Here is a 15,111-nt window from a genome sequence, read left to right as displayed (position 1 = left end):
ATCACCGGGGCCCGGATCGAACCAGCAGGGCCCGATGGCGGGAACCCGCCATCAACCGCGCGGCGACCCGCGGCCCTGCATCAGCAGCACCGCCTCCGCACGGTTGCGGGCCCCCAGCAGCGCGAGCAGCGCGCTGGCGTCACGCTCGACGGTCCGCAGCGAGACCCCCAACGCGCGGGCGATGGCCCGGTCGGTGTCACCGAGGGTGATCCGGCGGGCGACCAGGACCTGGCGCCGGTTGAGCGGAGGGACGCCGTCGGGGTTGATCGGGGTGGCCAGCGACTCGGCGTGGTCCCAGATCCGGCGGACCAGACCGACGACCGCCGGGTCGGTGCTGGTCCAGGCGGTGATCGCCCCGTCGACGTCGCGGGGACCGCCGACCACCGCCAGCAGGTCGTCGATGAGCATCGCCTGCGTGAACAGCGGGCCGACCAGGACGCCGGGCTCGGCGGAGGAGAGCAGCGGGTGCCGGCGGACGGTCTCCGGGGTGGTGATCATCGACATCTGCAGGCCGCGCGCCCGGCTGCGCTCGTCGAGCTCGAAGGAGGGGTCCGACGGGTCGAAGGCGAACTGCGGCTGCATGTTGCGCACCGAGACCCTGGCGAGCGGCTCCAGCCGGATCAGCCCGGCGTTGATCGCCTCGGGGCCGCCCCCAGCAGGCGCAGCTGCACCGGCGAACCGTCGGCGAGCACCGAGCCGTCGACCAGGTCCTGCAGCTCGCGGTGCAGCGCCCGGAGGTGGGCCACCTCCGGGCTCTCGCGTGACGGGTCCGCCGACCGCACGAGGTCAGTTCCTGCGGGCCTTGGAGGCCATCCGGCCGCGGAGGTTCTGGTCGAGGACGACCTTGCGGATCCGCGCCGCGTCCGGGGTGACCTCGACGCACTCGTCCTCGCGGCAGAACTCCAGGCACTGCTCGAGGGAGAGCTTCTTCGGCGGCACCAGCTTCTCGAAGTTGTCCGAGCTGGAGGCCCGGACGTTCGTCTGCTTCTTCTCCTTGGTGATGTTGACGTCCATGTCGTCCTCGCGGGAGTTCTCGCCGACGATCATGCCCTCGTAGACCTCGGTGGTCGGCTCCACGAACATGGTGCCGCGCTCCTGCAGGTTGGTCATGGCGTACGACGTCGCCGCGCCGGCGCGGTCGGCCACCAGCGAGCCGGAGGCGCGCGAGCGGATCTCGCCGGCCCACGGCTCGTAGCCCTCGAACACGTGGTGCGCGATGCCGGTGCCACGGGTGTCGGTGAGGAACTCGGTGCGGAAGCCGATCAGCCCGCGGGCCGGTACGAGGAACTCCATGCGCACCCAGCCGGTGCCGTGGTTGGTCATCTGCTCCATGCGGCCGCGGCGCACCGCGAGCAGCTGGGTGATCGTGCCGAGGTACTCCTCCGGCGCGTCGATGGTGAGCCGCTCCACCGGCTCGTGGACCTTGCCGTTGATCTCGCGGGTGACCACCTGCGGCTTGCCGACGGTCAGCTCGTAGCCCTCGCGGCGCATCTGCTCGACCAGGATGGCCAGCGCGAGCTCGCCCCGGCCCTGGACCTCCCAGGCGTCCGGACGCTCGGTCGGGAGCACCTTGATCGACACGTTGCCGACGAGCTCGGCGTCCAGACGGTCCTTGACCAGGCGGGCGGTGACCTTGGTGTTCTTGGTCGGGCCGCGGCCGGCGAGCGGCGAGGTGTTGATGCCGATCGTCATCGAGATGGCCGGCTCGTCGACGGTGATCAGCGGCAGCGCGACCGGGTTCACCGGGTCGGCCAGCGTCTCGCCGATCATGATGTCGGGCATGCCGGCGATGGCGACGATGTCGCCCGGGCCGGCGGACTCGCCGGGCTTGCGCTCCAGGCCCTGGGTGATCAGGAGCTCGGTGACCTTGACGTTCTGGGTCGTGCCGTCGCGCTTCATCCACGCGACCTGCTGGCCCTTCTTCAAGGTGCCCTCCTCCACGCGGACCAGCGCCAGCCGGCCGAGGAAGGGGGAGGAGTCCAGGTTGGTCACGTGGGCCTGCAGCGGCGCGCCCTCGGTGTACTGCGGCGCCGGGATCGTGGCCAGGATGGTCTTGAACAGCGGCTCGAGGTTCTCCTCCTTCGGGAGGCCTCCGTTCTCCGGCATCTCCAGGCTGGCGCGGCCGGCCTTGGCGCTGGCGTAGACGACCGGGAAGTCGAGCGCGTCGGGGTTGTGGCTGTCGTCGAGCAGGTCCATGAACAGCTCGTAGGTCTCGTCGACGACCTCGCTGATGCGGGCATCGGGACGGTCGACCTTGTTGACCACGAGCACGACCGGCATGTCGGCGTTGAGCGCCTTGCGCAGCACGAACCGGGTCTGCGGCAGCGGGCCCTCCGAGGCGTCCACGAGCAGCACGATGCCGTCGACCATCGACAGGCCGCGCTCCACCTCGCCGCCGAAGTCCGCGTGGCCGGGGGTGTCGATGATGTTGATCGTCATCGGCTCGCCCTCGGCGGCCTCGCCGGTGTAGCGGATCGCGGTGTTCTTCGCGAGGATCGTGATGCCCTTCTCGCGCTCGAGGTCACCGGTGTCCATGGCGCGCTCGTCGACGTGCTGGTGCTCGCCGAACGCGCCGCCCTGCCAGAGCATCGCGTCCACCAGCGTGGTCTTGCCATGGTCGACGTGAGCCACGATGGCGACGTTGCGGAGGTCCGTGCGCTTGGTGCGGGACAGGGTGTTCTCGGACATGCGGGACTTTCTCGACGGGATGGCGCGCTCCGACCTGGTCGGCGTCGCAGGACGTCGTCGCACCCGAGAGCAAGGGCTCTGGCCGTGGACGACCCACCGAGTCTATCGGCGCGGGCGCAGGGCTCCGAATCGTCGCCGTTTGCGCACCGATGGTTGCGTATGCGCACGTAGGGGTATCCGAAGCGCACTGGCTTCCACGAAGGGTGTGCGCATGTCGTTCCAGGCGTCGGACTACGTCCCGGTCGCGCTCGGCTTCTTCGGGCTCGGGACCGGCTACCTCATCTGGGGACCGCAGGAGCTGTTCGGGTTCCCGTCCCGCCCGGCCGACGAGGCCGGTGCCCGCAGGCTCGACCGTGCGACGGGTGTCTGGGGGATCTTCCTGCCGGGGCTGTGCCAGGTGGTCACCGGGCTCATCCTGTTCATCGGGATCACCTGGTTCCAGGTCTTCCAGGACGACCCGCCGCTGTACATGGCGGCCGTCGCCTTCACCGCCTACGGCATCCACTGGTTCGCGCTCGGCTGGAACCGGTTCTCCGGCCACGACCCCCGCACCAACGCCGGCATGTCGGTGGCGTTCACCGTGCTCTCGGTGGCGGGCGTGTTCGTCTTCTTCGACGCCGGCGCCTGGCCGGTCGGGCTGCTGTTCCTCGGCCTGACCTGGGTCTACGTCGCGGACTTCTTCGTCGGGCTGGGGATGGGCGCGTTCGAGAGGGTGCTCGGCCTGGCCCACGTGGTGACCGGCCTGTGGCTGATGTACCTGACGTTCGCGACCATCCTGAACCTCGCCTCCGGCTTCGACCTGCCGGCGTGAGCGCGCCGGCGGTCCCCGCTCCGGTCTAGCCTCGGCACCATGGAGGACCTCCGCGAGCTGCTGCGCGGTGCCGAGCGGGTGGTGGCGTTCACCGGCGCCGGGGTCTCGACGGAGTCCGGGATCCCGGACTTCCGCTCGCCCGGCGGACTGTGGAGCCGGTTCGACCCCTCCGAGCTGACCTTCGGGCGGTACGTCGTCGACGCGGCCGTCCGGGCCCGGTCCTGGCAGATGCGGCGGGAGTTCTTCGCGAAGCCGGTGCAGCCCAACGCCGCGCACCGGGCCCTGGCCCGGCTCGAGCAGGCCGGCCGGTGCCTGGGCGTGGTCACCCAGAACATCGACGGGCTGCACCAGCAGGCCGGCTCGCGCACCGTCGTGGAGCTGCACGGGACGGCCCGCGAGGTGATGTGCCTCGGTCACGCCCCGACCTCCGGCGTGCCGGACGGCTGCGGCTGGCGGGCGCCGTACACCTGGGCCTTCGAGGCGCTCGACGCCGGCGACCCGGACCCGTCCTGCCCGCGGTGCGGCGGGCTGGTGAAGTCCGCGACGGTCTCCTTCGAGCAGGTGCTGTTCCCCGGGGTCGTCGAGGCGGCCTACGACCTGGTCTCCCGCAGCGACCTGCTGCTGACGGTCGGGTCGTCGCTGCAGGTCTACCCCGCGGCCGTGCTCCCGGAGGTGGCGCTGGGCAGCGGGGCGCGGCTGGTGATCGTCAACGACGAGCCGACCCCGCTGGACCGGCGCGCCGCCCTCGTGGTCCGGGGCCGGGCCGGCGAGGTGCTGGGGCCCGCGGTTGACGCGCTGGTGTGAGCGCGGGGCGCGCGGCTCAGGCCAGCGCGCGGTCCAGCGCGGCGGCGACGTGCAGGGTGGTGCACGGGAACACCGGCAGCTCGCAGTCGGCCTGCTTGACCAGCATCTCCAGCTCCGTGCAGCCGAGGACGACGCCCTGGGCGCCGGCGTCCCACAGCTCCTCGATCACCTCGACCACGGCCCGCCGGCTGGGGTCGAGCATCCGGCCGTGCACGACCTCGTCGTAGACGATCCGGTCCAGCGTCGCGTGGTGCGAAGGGTCCGGGACGAGCACCTCCAGCCCGTGGGAGGCCATCCGGCCGGTGAAGAAGTCACGGCTCACCGTGAACGACGTACCCACCAGGCCGACCCGGGTCATGCCGCGCTCGACCGCGGCCCGCGCCACCACGTCGGCCAGGTGCAGGAACGGGATGTCGACCGCGGCGGCGACGTCGTCGGCGACCTTGTGGAACGCGGTGCTGCACAGCAGCAGCAGGTCGGCGCCGGCGGCCTCGACGCCGCGGGCGGCCCCGACGAGCATCGTCGCGACATCGTCCCAGCGGTCCGCCCGCTGCAGCTCGGTGAGCTCGCCGAACTCCACCGAGGTCATCGTGGTCCGCGCCGAGTGCAGGCCGCCGAGCCGCTCCTCGACGCCGGTGTTGAGCAGCCGGTAGTACTCCTGGCTGCTCTCCCAGCTCATCCCGCCGACCAGTCCGATCGTCAACACCCGGCCGAGTCTGGCACAGCCGCCGGGCCGAGGTCCTTTACTTCTGTCGGTGCCGGGAGATAGTCCTGGTTCATGACCACTTGCACCTTCGTGCCGCCCTACCTGCTCGAGCGGGTCGCCGCCGCGCACCCTGACGCGGCGGTGTCCGGGTGCTGCCGAACCACGCTGGCGGTGGACCGGGAGCTGCGGGACCGGCGCGCGGCGCGGCCGGCCGCCCTGCCGCCCGACGGCGCCTTCGCGGTGCACGACGCCGGTGGCGGCACCACGCTGCCCGGTCCGCTGGCGCGCGCGGCCGGGTCGGCGCCGGTGGGGGACCCGGCGGTCGACGAGGCGTTCGTCGGGGTGGAGGGCTCCCTGGCGCTGTTCGCCGAGGCGTTCGGGCGCTCGTCGTACGACGGCCGCGGAGCGCCGGTGCTGGCGAGCGTGCACTACGGGCGCGACTACGACAACGCCTTCTGGGACGGCACCCAGCTGGTGCTCGGCGACGGCGACGGCCGCGTCTTCGACCGGTTCACCAAGCCGGTGGACGTGCTCGGCCACGAGTTCACCCACGCGGTGACCCAGCACACCTCCGGCTTCGAGTACGCCGGCCAGTCCGGCGCGCTCAACGAGTCGATCTCCGACGTGTTCGCCGCCTGCCTCAAGCAGCGGCTGCTCGGGCAGAGCGCCGCCGAGGCGGACTGGCTGATCGGTGCGGGCATCTTCCTGCCGGCGGTCCGGGGGCGGGCGCTGCGGTCGATGGCGGAGCCCGGCACCGCCTACGACGACCCGGTGCTCGGCCGGGACCCGCAGGTGGGGTCGATGGCCGACTACGTGCAGACCGAGGAGGACAACGGCGGCGTGCACCTGAACTCCGGCATCCCCAACCGGGCCTTCCACCTCGCCGCGACCGCGATCGGCGGCGCGGCGTGGGAGCTCCCGGGCCGGATCTGGTACGCCGCGCTCACCTCGGGGGTCGGCCCCCGGACCGACTTCGCCGGCTTCGCCGAGGCGACGGTGGCCGCCGCGGCCGGGATCGGCCCGCCGTCGGCCCGCGACGCGGTCGTCCAGGCCTGGCAGGCGGTGGGGGTGCCGGTGGCCGGGCCGGTGCCGGTGGGCCCGCGCGGAGCCGGTGCGCCCGGGGGACCCACTGGGCCTGCCGGGCCTGCCGGGCCTGCCGGGCCTGCCGGGCCGGGGGAGGGCGGCGGTGCAGGTCGCGTCCCGGGTGCGGGGGTGCAGCGGGTGGTGGTCACGCGCAGCGGCGGCTTCGCCGGCATCCGGCAGGAGGCCGAGATCCGGCTCGGCGACGACCCGCGCACCCCGGAGGTGGAGCGGCTGCTGGAGCGGATCGACCTGCGCGGCGTGAGCACGTCTGTGCCGCAGCCGGACCGCTTCGTCTACGGGTTCGGGGTCGACGGCGCCGAGGTGCAGCTCGGCGAGCAGGACCTCACCCCCGACCTGGAGCGGCTGGCCCGGCTGCTCCTCGACGACCAGGCCGGTGCCTAGGGGACCGGTCGGGTGGCGACCGCAGGGGTGTCCGACGGGCCGCCCCTGGTCGAGGCCGCGGTGTCGGTTGCTACAAGACCCGGTGCACCTTGTGCTGGGCGGCCTGCGCCCGCGGCCGGATCACCAGCTCGTCGATGTTCACGTGGGCGGGCCGGGTGGCGACCCAGGTGATCGCGTCCGCGATGTCCTCGGCGACGAGCGGCTCGGCCACGCCGGCGTACACCGCCTCCGCCTTCTCCTGGTCGCCGCCGAACCGGATGGTGGAGAACTCGTCGGTCCGGACCATGCCGGGGGCGATCTCGCAGATCCGGACCGGCTGGTCGAACAGCTCCAGCCGCAGCGTCTCGCTGACCACCTGGGTGCCGTGCTTGGCAGCGGTGTAGCCGCCCCCGCCCTCGTAGGCGATCCGGCCGGCCGTCGAGCCGACGTTGACGATCACGCCGGCGCCGCTGGCCACCAGGGCCGGCAGCAGGGCCTGGGTGACCTGGACGAGGCCGAGCACGTTCACCTCGAACATCTTGCGCCAGTCGTCGAGGCTGGCGGTGGCCACCGGGTCCGCCCCGAAGGCGCCGCCGGCGTTGTTGACCAGCACGTCGAGGGTCGGCCCGACCGCGTCGGCAAGCGCCGCCACCTCCTCGGCGGAGGTCACGTCGCAGCGCACCGCCGTACCCCCGATCTCCTCGGCCAGCGCCGCCACCCGCTCCGCGCGGCGGGCGGCGCAGAAGACGTGGAAGCCCTCGGCCGCCAGTCGGCGGGCAGTCGCCGCCCCGATCCCGCTGCTCGCCCCGGTCACCACTGCAGTCCTCGTCGTCATGGGCACATTCTCCCCTGGCCGCCAGGAGCTGCCGCGCCGCCGTCCGGCACCGGGACCGCTGCCGGCCCGGGACCGCCGAGTTGGAGAAGGTAAGGCTTACCTAATAACCTGCTCCGGTGAGCCTGCTGCAGACCCCGACGCCGACGCGTGCGCCGCAGCGCGCCCGCGGCTTCTGGGACGACCTGGCGGCCCGCGGCGAACGGCCGGCGCTGGTGACCGGGGAGGGCACGATCAGCTACGCCGACCTGGCCGCCCGGGTCGAGGCGGTCGTGGACCGGCTCGGTCCCACCCGACGGCTGGTGCTGCTCTCCGGCGCCAACGACGTCGACGCGGTCGTCGGCTACCTCGCCTGCCTGGCCGGGGGCACCCGCTGATCCTGGTCCCCGGCGACCACGCCGGTCACCTCGCGGAGACCGTCGACGGCTACGACCCGGACGTGGTCCTCGGGCGGCACGCCACCGGCGGCTTCGAGGAGCGGCGCCCCGGCAGCCGCCACGACCTGCACCCGGACCTGGCGCTGCTGCTGACGACCTCCGGCTCCACCGGATCGCCCAAGCTGGTGCGGCTCTCGACGGAGAACCTCGCCGCCAACGCCGACTCGATCGCGGACTACCTCGGGATCCGCCCGGACGACCTGGCGGCGACCACGCTGCCGTTGCACTACTGCTACGGCCTCTCGGTCGTGAACAGCCACCTGGCCGCCGGGGCCGCGCTGCTGCTCACCGAGCGGTCCGTCGTGGACACCTGCTTCTGGGACGACGTCCGCCGGCACGGGGTGACCACCCTGGCCGGGGTGCCCTACACCTTCGACCTGCTGGACCGGGTCGGCTTCGCCGGCATGGACCTGCCGTCGCTGCGCTACCTGACCCAGGCCGGCGGCCGGCTGGCGCCTGAGCGGGTCCGCGAGTACGCCGCCCTCGGACGTGAGCGCGGCTGGGACCTCTTCGTGATGTACGGGCAGACCGAGGCGACCGCCCGGATGGGCTACCTGCCTCCGGACCTGGCCGACAGCGCCCCCGGTGCGATCGGGGTCCCCGTCCCGGGCGGCTCGTTCTCGTTGGCGCCGCTGCCGGAGACGCCGCTGGCCGCGCCCGGGGAGCTCGAGGTGGGCGAGCTCGTCTACGAGGGGCCGAACGTGATGCTCGGCTACGCGACCACCCCCGAGGACCTGGCCCGCGGCCGGGAGGTCGACGCGCTGCGGACCGGTGACGTCGCCCGCCGCCGCCCCGACGGGCTCTACGAGGTGATCGGCCGGCGCAACCGGTTCGCCAAGGTCTACGGGCTGCGCATCGACCTCGACCAGGTGGAGCGCGTCTTCGCCCGCGCCGGCCACGTGGTGCTGTGCGCCGACGGCGGCGACCGGCTGCTGCTGGCCGTCGACGTGTCGGCGAAGCCGCTGCCCGCGGACGGTGCCTCGGCGCTGACCCGGCTGGCGAAGCGGGAGCTGGGCCTGCCGCCGCGCGCCGTCGCGGTGCTCCCCGTCGACGGGGTGCCGCGGCTGCCCACCGGCAAGCCCGACTACCGGTCCCTGGTCGCCCGCGGCGCACGGAGACCGGCGGCTGCTCCCGCGGGCGGTGCGGCACCGGCGGCGTCACCCGGGGCGCCGAGGGTCGAGGACCTGCGCGCGGTGTACGCCGACGTTCTCGGCCGGCCGGAGACCACCGGGGACGACTCGTTCGTCTCGCTCGACGGCGACTCGCTCTCCTACGTCGAGATGTCGGTCCGGCTCGAAGGCGTGCTCGGGACGCTGCCCGCCGGCTGGCACACGATGCCGGTCCGGGAGCTGGCGGCCACCCCGCCGACCACCCGCCGCGGCCGCACCCTCGAGCTGAACGTGCTGCTCCGCGCGGCCGCCATCGTCGCGATCGTCGGCACCCACGCGAACCTGTTCGTGCTGGTCGGCGGCGCGCACGTGCTGCTCGGCGTGGCCGGCTTCAACTTCGGCCGGTTCCACCTCACCGGCGCCCCGCGGCGCGACCGGACCCGGCACCTGCTCACCAGCGTCGCGCGGATCGCGGTGCCCTCGACCATCTGGCTCGGTCTGGTCGCGCTGCTCACCCGCGACATCGGCTGGCGCAACGTGCTGCTGCTCAACGGGCTGCTGGGCCCGCGCAGCTGGACCGAGCCGGAGTGGTGGTACTGGTTCATCGAGGTGCTGGTCGCCACGCTGCTCGTGCTGACCGCCCTGATGGCGCTGCCCTGGGTGGACCGTCTCGAGCGGCGGCACCCGTTCCGGCTGCCGCTCGGTCTCGCGGTGGTCGGGCTGCTCACCCGCTACGACGTCGTGGAGCTGCTGCCCGGCGACGAGATCCACCGCGCCAGCGTGGTGTTCTGGGTCTTCGCCCTGGGCTGGGCCACGGTGCGGGCCACCGGCTGGCGGCACCGGGCGCTGGTATCGGCGCTCGTGGTGGCGACGGTGCCCGGGTTCTTCGACGACCCGGCCCGCGAGCTCGTGGTGGTCGTCGGCATGCTGCTGCTGGTCTGGGTGCGCGCCGTCCGGGTGCCGGCCCCGATCGCCCGGCTGGCCGGGGTGCTCGCGTCCGCGTCGCTCTACATCTACCTCACCCACTGGCAGGTCTACCCGCATCTCGAGGACGACCATCCGTTCGCGGCCACCGTGCTCTCGCTGGTCGTCGGAGTGGCGGTCTGGGCGCTGGCGTCCCGGCTGACGCCGTACGTCGAGCGCCGGCTCGCCCGCCGCTGAGCCTGGCCGCGCAGACCCGACCCGGCCCGGCCCGGCCCGTCAGCGCAGCCACCGACCCAGAGCGGCCACCGCGCCGGGGAGCGCGTGGGAGCAGCCGGTCGGGCTGACCCGCGCTGGGGACAGGCGCTCGGACATGCACTCGGCCGCCGGTCTGGGCAGCGGCAGGCGTGGCCGGGTCGACGGCGGTCGGCAAGTGCATGTCCGAGCGGGGGTCTGGGCCGTCCGGGGCGGCGACCGACCCGGCAGCGCAGCCGCCGACCTAGCCGAGCCGCTGAGCCGCTGCGGCCGCGGACCCGGTCGGGCTGACCTGCGCCGGGGGGCATGCGCTCGGACATGCACTCGGCCGCTGCTCTGGGTAGCGGCAGGCGTGGCCGGGTCGACGGCGGTCGGCAAGTGCATGTCCGAGCGGGGGTCTGGGCCGTCCGGGGCGGCGACCGACTCGGCAGCGCGGCCGCCGAGCCTTGTCGGGCAGACCCGCGCCGGGGGGCATGCGCTCGGACATGCACTCGGCCGCTGCTCTGGGTAGCGGCAGGCGTGGCCGGGGCGAGGGCGGTCGGCAAGTGCATGTCCGAGCGGGGGTCTGGGCCGTCCGGGGCGGCAGCCGACCCGGCAGCGCAGCCGCCGACGAGCCGGACCCGACCGGGTCAGCGACCGACCCGGTCGATCAGCGCCATCGCGTCATGCGGCGCGTAGCCCTTGATGTCGTTGTCGAAGTAGACGTACACGTCGCGGCCGCCGGCCGCCCAGTCGGCGCAGCAGCCGGCCCACCGGTCCAGCGCGGCGGGGGAGTAGCCGCTGGCGTAGAGCTCCTTGTCCCCGTGCAGGCGCACGTAGACGAAGTCGCTCGTCGGCCGGTCCAGCTGCGGCCACCTGCCGGCGGTGTCCGCGACGACCAGCGCGACGTCATGCTCCTCGAGCACCTTCGTCGCGGCCGGGTCGGCGAAGCTCTCGTGGCGGACCTCCAGGGCGTGCCGCAACGGCCGGTCCGCGTCCGCCTGCACGAGCAGCCGGTCGCCGGAGAGCCGGTCGTCGTGCCGCGCGGCGAGGGCGGCCGCCTCGGTGGAGGTCCGCGGCAGCTGCGCGAGGAACCCGGCCAGCAGCTCCTCGTCGAAGCCCAGCGTCGGCGGCAGCTGCCACAGGAACGGGCCGGTCTTGGGTCCCAGGGCGAGAACGCCGGAGGCGAAGAAGTTCGCCAGCGGCCCCTCGACGTCGCGCAGCCGCTTCATGTGCGTGATGAACCGGCCGCCCTTCACCGCGAACACGAAGTCCGCCGGCGTCTGGTCGCGCCACGAGGCGTAGGAGGAGGGCCGCTGCAGGGAGTAGAACGAGCCGTTGATCTCGATGCTGGTCATCCGCTCGGCGGCGTAGGCCAACTCGGCGCGCTGCACCAGGCCGGCGGGGTAGAAGTCCCCCGCCAGCCGGCGTACGTCCAGCCGGAGATGCCGACCCGGATCCGGCTCATGCCCCGAGCATAGGCAGCCGTCCCGATTGACCCTCGACGAAATAGGGGACACTCCATCGTGGTTGACCAAGCCGGAGGTATGCCCCGAGTGACTTCGCCCAGAGGCCGGATCGCGATGATCAGCCTGCACACGTCCCCGCTGGACCAGCCGGGGACCGGTGACGCAGGTGGCATGAACGTGTACGTCGTCGAGCTGTCCAAGCGGCTCGCCGAGCGGAACCTGGCCGTGGAGATCTACACCCGTGCGACCTCCTCGGCGCTGCCGCCGACCGTCGAGGCCTTCCCCGGCGTCACCGTGCACCACGTGCACGCGGGCCCGTTCGAGGGTCTCTCCAAGGGCGAGCTGCCCGGCCAGATGTGCGCGTTCGCCCGCGAGGTGCTCCGCGCCGAGGCCCGCCACGAGCAGGGCTGGTACGACGTGATCCACTCCCACTACTGGCTGTCCGGGCAGGTCGGGGCGCTGGCCCGGGACCGGTGGAGCGTGCCGCTGGTGCACTCGATGCACACCATGGCCAAGGTGAAGAACGAATCGCTGGCCGAGGGGGACACCCCGGAGCCCGAGGGCCGCGTCATCGGCGAGGAGCAGGTGGTCGGCGCCGCCGACATGCTGATCGCCAACACCGACATCGAGGCCAAGCAGCTGGTCAACCTCTACGACGCCGACCCGGGCCGCGTCGAGGTCGTGCACCCCGGTGTCGACCTCTCGGTATTCCGGCCCTCGGCGACCGCCCGCGCCCGGCTCGGGCTGCCCGCGGAGGCGACCGTGCTGATGTTCGCCGGCCGGATCCAGCCGCTGAAGGCTCCCGACGTGCTGCTGCGGGCCGTGGCCCGGCTGCTCGAGCAGGACCCCGCGCTGCGTCACCGGCTGGTCGTGCCGGTGGTCGGCGGCCCCTCCGGCAGCGGGCTGGAGCACCCGGAGTCGCTGGCCCAGCTGGCCTCCACGCTCGGGATCGACGACGTGGTGCGCTTCGTGCCGCCGGTCGCGCAGTCCGAGCTGGCCGACTGGTACGCCGCGGCGACCCTGGTCTGCGTGCCCTCGCACAACGAGTCCTTCGGCCTGGTCGCCGTCGAGGCGCAGGCCGCCGGCACCCCGGTGGTGGCCGCGGCGGTCGGTGGTCTGCCCACGGTGGTCCGCGACGGCGTCTCCGGGCTCCTCGTGGAGGGCCACGACCCCGACGACTACGCCCGGGCGATCCGCCGGATCGTCGACCAGCCGCAGCTGCGCGAACGGATGGCCCGCGCCGCGCTGGTGCAGGCGAGCGGCTTCGCCTGGGACCGGACCGCGGAGGCGACCATCGAGGTCTACCGGCAGGCGCACCGGCTGATGCGCCGCGACCTCGCCGAGGTGGGTGCATGACCGGGACGCCTGACCCGGCCGCCTCCCCGGACACGTCCACGGAGCCCTGGCTCCAGGGGGAGGCCCGCGACGCCCGGGAGGCCCGGGAGGCACCTGCGGCAGACCGGCAGAGCGGTGATCCGGCCACGGTGATCCGGGACTACCTGGCTGCCGGCGACCTCGAGTGGAGCGAGCTGCCCGCCTCGCAGGGCGCCGTCTTCACGGTGGTGCTGCCGGGGGAGAAGAAGCTCCAGACCCCGGTGCGCCTCGACGTCGGCCGGCACGCCCTGGGCGTGCACGCCTTCGTGGCGCGGCACCCCGACGAGAACCACGAGCGGGTCTACCGCTGGCTCCTCGAGCGCAACCTGAAGCTGTACGGCGTGGCCTTCGCCGTGGACCACCTCGGCGACATCTACCTCGACGGCCGGCTGCCGCTCAGCGCGGTCAGCCCCGAGGAGCTGGACCGGCTGCTCGGCGCCGTGCTGACCTACGCCGACGAGTCCTTCAACACCATCCTCGAGCTCGGCTTCGCCAGCTCGATCCGCAAGGAGTGGGAGTGGCGGCTCTCCCGCGGCGAGCCGACGAAGAACCTCGAGGCCTTCCGCGGGTTGCTCGAGCAGGACCCGTCAGGGGCGTGACCGCTCGCTGACCGGCCCGCTCCGCACCATCCGGACCAGCTGACCGGCCACCGTGCGCGGCCGCAGCACCGGCGTGCTGTCCGCCGCAGCCGTACGCATCCCGGTCACCGTCTCGTCGAGCACCGACAGCGCGTCGGTCTCCGGCTTCCAGCCGAGCTCGGACCGGGCGCGGGTCGTGTTCAGCAGCGGTACGGCGAAGCCGAGGTCGAGCCAGCCCGGGTCGACCTGCTGGACGCGGGCGTGCCAGGTGGCGGCGACGAGCACCCGCAGGGCCGCGGCCGGCACGTGCACCAGCCGGGCGCCGAGCACCGCGGCGATGTCGGCCGCGGTCACGTCCGGCTCGGCGGCGAGGTTGAACGCCCCGTGGGCGCGGGCGTCGAGCGCGAGGTCCACGAACTGCGCGACGTCGTCGGCGTGCACCATCGGCACCCGCAGGCCGCGGTCGAGCGGGAGCACCGGCAGCAGCCCGATGGCCCGGGCCGGGACGATCGCCGGGACGCCGTACCGCAGCAGCGCGCTGCCCGCGGAGCCCTGCCCGACGATGCCCGGGCGCATCCGGGTCACCACGGTGGCCGGGCTGGAGCGCTCGAAGTCGTCGAGGAGGCGCTCGGCGGTGGCCTTGTGCCGGCTGTAGGGCGAGCTCGGGACCCCCTCGGTCGGCCAGCTCTCGTCGACCGGCTCGTCGTCGGCCTTGGGGGAGTAGGCGCCCACCGAGGACATGTGCAGCAGGTGCGGGACGTGCTCGGCGGCGACCGCCTCGACGACCCGGCGGGTGCCGCCGACGCCGAGCTCGGCGAGGTAGTCGAGGTCGTGGGAGGGCTGGAAGCCCCAGGCGAGGTGCACCACCGCGTCGGCCCCGCGGAACGCCGCACGCAGCTGCTCGGCGGCGGCCGGGCGGGTCAGGTCGACCGAGACCCAGTCGACCTGGTCGAAGGGCTCACCGCCCTCGGGGAGCCGCCGGGCGACCCCGGTGATCTCGTGGTTCCTGGTGGCGACCAGGCGCCGCAGGACCGCGGAGCCGACGTTGCCGCTGGCGCCGGTGACGACGATGCGCATCACGCCACCGGGGTGTGGTCGTAGGCGGGGTGGTAGCTGGAGACCTTGCGGACCTCGGTGAGGTGGCCGCCGAGGTAGGCGCCGCCGCTCAGGACGACCGCGCCGGCGAGCGCCAGCCGCTTGCCGCGCCGGTGGTTGCCGCGCCGCCGGGCCAGCCAGGAGGCGGAGTAGAGGCCGAGCGCCATGCTGTTGCCGACCGCGTGGACGACGCCGACCCGCTTCTCGCGGACGCCGGTCTCCCCCCACTCCGCGACCCCGGTCAGCGCGGTGGGCAGCGCGGCGAGGATCCCGACCCCGATCAGCCGGCAGGCGGCGCCGCGGGCGGACTCGCCGCCGACGAGGTCCAGCACGGTCGCGGAGGTCCAGGTGCCGATGGGTACGTCGGTGAGCACCGGGTGGATCGCGTGGCCGACCCACATGCCGCGCAGCGCGTCGGCCCGGGTCGGGTCGGCGAGCAGGGCGTCGGCCAGCGGCTGCAGCGCCCGCACCGGGGCGTCGAGCGCGTCGCTGGTCTCCAGCCGCTCGGTCCAGCGGACCAGGGCGGGCGCCTGCGACGCCGTACGGAGAAACGGGACGAGATGGGTCATGGTGCCCTCCTGGGCTGCGG

The 15,111-nt window shown here is 73.8% G+C and carries 15 protein-coding genes; 7 read left to right on the top strand and 8 right to left on the bottom strand.

Features of this window, described 5'->3' with window-relative positions; all coding sequences use genetic code 11:
* Positions 1–51: 51 nt before the first annotated feature.
* Genes H9L09_RS05775 through typA form a run of 3 tightly spaced genes read right to left on the bottom strand, consistent with a single transcriptional unit; the run spans position 52 to position 2,688 of the window.
* The gene (locus H9L09_RS05775; protein WP_246456456.1) at positions 52–582 is read right to left on the bottom strand and encodes a helix-turn-helix transcriptional regulator; all 531 of its coding nucleotides are present in this window, start codon (positions 580–582) and stop codon (positions 52–54) included.
* Between the two features lie 38 nt (positions 583–620).
* A complete protein-coding gene (locus H9L09_RS05770) occupies positions 621–782 on the bottom strand; it encodes a hypothetical protein (protein WP_187579740.1) in 162 nt (53 codons plus the stop codon).
* Positions 783–786: 4 nt separating this feature from the next.
* A complete protein-coding gene (gene typA, locus H9L09_RS05765; protein ID WP_187579739.1) occupies positions 787–2,688 on the bottom strand; it encodes a translational GTPase TypA in 1,902 nt (633 codons plus the stop codon).
* Between the two features lie 211 nt (positions 2,689–2,899).
* Between typA and H9L09_RS05760 the strand changes: the two genes are divergently transcribed.
* Positions 2,900–3,499 carry a hypothetical protein gene (locus H9L09_RS05760; RefSeq protein ID WP_187579738.1) on the top strand — a complete coding sequence of 200 codons (600 nt, stop codon included), beginning with the start codon at positions 2,900–2,902 and terminating at the stop codon, positions 3,497–3,499.
* Positions 3,500–3,538: 39 nt separating this feature from the next.
* The gene (locus H9L09_RS05755) at positions 3,539–4,303 is read left to right on the top strand and encodes an SIR2 family NAD-dependent protein deacylase (protein WP_187579737.1); all 765 of its coding nucleotides are present in this window, start codon (positions 3,539–3,541) and stop codon (positions 4,301–4,303) included.
* Positions 4,304–4,319: 16 nt separating this feature from the next.
* Here the strand turns inward: H9L09_RS05755 and H9L09_RS05750 are convergent, their stop codons facing one another.
* Positions 4,320–5,009, bottom strand: coding sequence for an aspartate/glutamate racemase family protein (locus tag H9L09_RS05750; RefSeq protein WP_187579736.1), 690 nt, complete (start codon positions 5,007–5,009; stop codon positions 4,320–4,322).
* 72 nt (positions 5,010–5,081) lie between these two features.
* Here H9L09_RS05750 and H9L09_RS05745 point away from each other — a divergent pair, with 72 nt between their 5' ends.
* Positions 5,082–6,494 (top strand): protealysin inhibitor emfourin, encoded by a 1,413-nt coding sequence (locus tag H9L09_RS05745; RefSeq protein ID WP_187579735.1) that lies wholly within the window; start codon positions 5,082–5,084, stop codon positions 6,492–6,494.
* 70 nt (positions 6,495–6,564) lie between these two features.
* Here H9L09_RS05745 and H9L09_RS05740 read toward each other — a convergent pair whose 3' ends face one another.
* Positions 6,565–7,308 (bottom strand): SDR family NAD(P)-dependent oxidoreductase, encoded by a 744-nt coding sequence (locus H9L09_RS05740; RefSeq protein WP_187579734.1) that lies wholly within the window; start codon positions 7,306–7,308, stop codon positions 6,565–6,567.
* Positions 7,309–7,424: 116 nt separating this feature from the next.
* Here H9L09_RS05740 and H9L09_RS21550 point away from each other — a divergent pair, with 116 nt between their 5' ends.
* Positions 7,425–7,682, top strand: coding sequence for a hypothetical protein (locus tag H9L09_RS21550; protein WP_223164220.1), 258 nt, complete (start codon positions 7,425–7,427; stop codon positions 7,680–7,682).
* A gap of 62 nt (positions 7,683–7,744) precedes the next feature.
* Positions 7,745–10,012 (top strand): AMP-binding protein, encoded by a 2,268-nt coding sequence (locus H9L09_RS05735; protein ID WP_223164219.1) that lies wholly within the window; start codon positions 7,745–7,747, stop codon positions 10,010–10,012.
* Positions 10,013–10,656: 644 nt separating this feature from the next.
* Here the strand turns inward: H9L09_RS05735 and H9L09_RS05730 are convergent.
* Entirely contained in the window at positions 10,657–11,400 is a 744-nt protein-coding gene (locus tag H9L09_RS05730) for a DUF72 domain-containing protein (protein WP_246456309.1), read from the bottom strand.
* A gap of 153 nt (positions 11,401–11,553) precedes the next feature.
* Between H9L09_RS05730 and mshA the strand changes: the two genes are divergently transcribed.
* Together mshA and H9L09_RS05720 are read left to right on the top strand one after the other, a co-directional pair.
* Entirely contained in the window at positions 11,554–12,831 is a 1,278-nt protein-coding gene (gene mshA, locus H9L09_RS05725) for a D-inositol-3-phosphate glycosyltransferase (RefSeq protein WP_187579733.1), read from the top strand.
* Positions 12,828–13,448 (top strand): type III secretion system chaperone family protein, encoded by a 621-nt coding sequence (locus H9L09_RS05720; protein ID WP_187579732.1) that lies wholly within the window; start codon positions 12,828–12,830, stop codon positions 13,446–13,448. The genes mshA and H9L09_RS05720 overlap by 4 nt, the downstream gene beginning before the upstream one ends.
* Here the strand turns inward: H9L09_RS05720 and H9L09_RS05715 are convergent.
* Together H9L09_RS05715 and H9L09_RS05710 are read right to left on the bottom strand one after the other, a co-directional pair.
* On the bottom strand, positions 13,437–14,504 hold the full coding sequence (locus H9L09_RS05715; protein ID WP_187580702.1) for an NAD-dependent epimerase/dehydratase family protein: 1,068 nt from the start codon (positions 14,502–14,504) through the stop codon (positions 13,437–13,439). The genes H9L09_RS05720 and H9L09_RS05715 overlap by 12 nt on opposite strands.
* Positions 14,504–15,091, bottom strand: a complete 588-nt coding sequence (locus H9L09_RS05710; protein ID WP_187579731.1) for a DUF2231 domain-containing protein — start codon at positions 15,089–15,091, stop codon at positions 14,504–14,506. Before H9L09_RS05710 ends, H9L09_RS05715 begins: the two co-directional genes overlap by 1 nt.
* Positions 15,092–15,111: the final 20 nt, after the last annotated feature.

It is taken from the genome of Nocardioides mesophilus (assembly GCF_014395785.1).
Classification (GTDB): domain Bacteria; phylum Actinomycetota; class Actinomycetes; order Propionibacteriales; family Nocardioidaceae; genus Nocardioides_B; species Nocardioides_B mesophilus.
The sequence above is the reverse complement of the archived record's forward strand: the minus strand, read 5'-3'. Positions and strand labels throughout refer to the sequence as shown.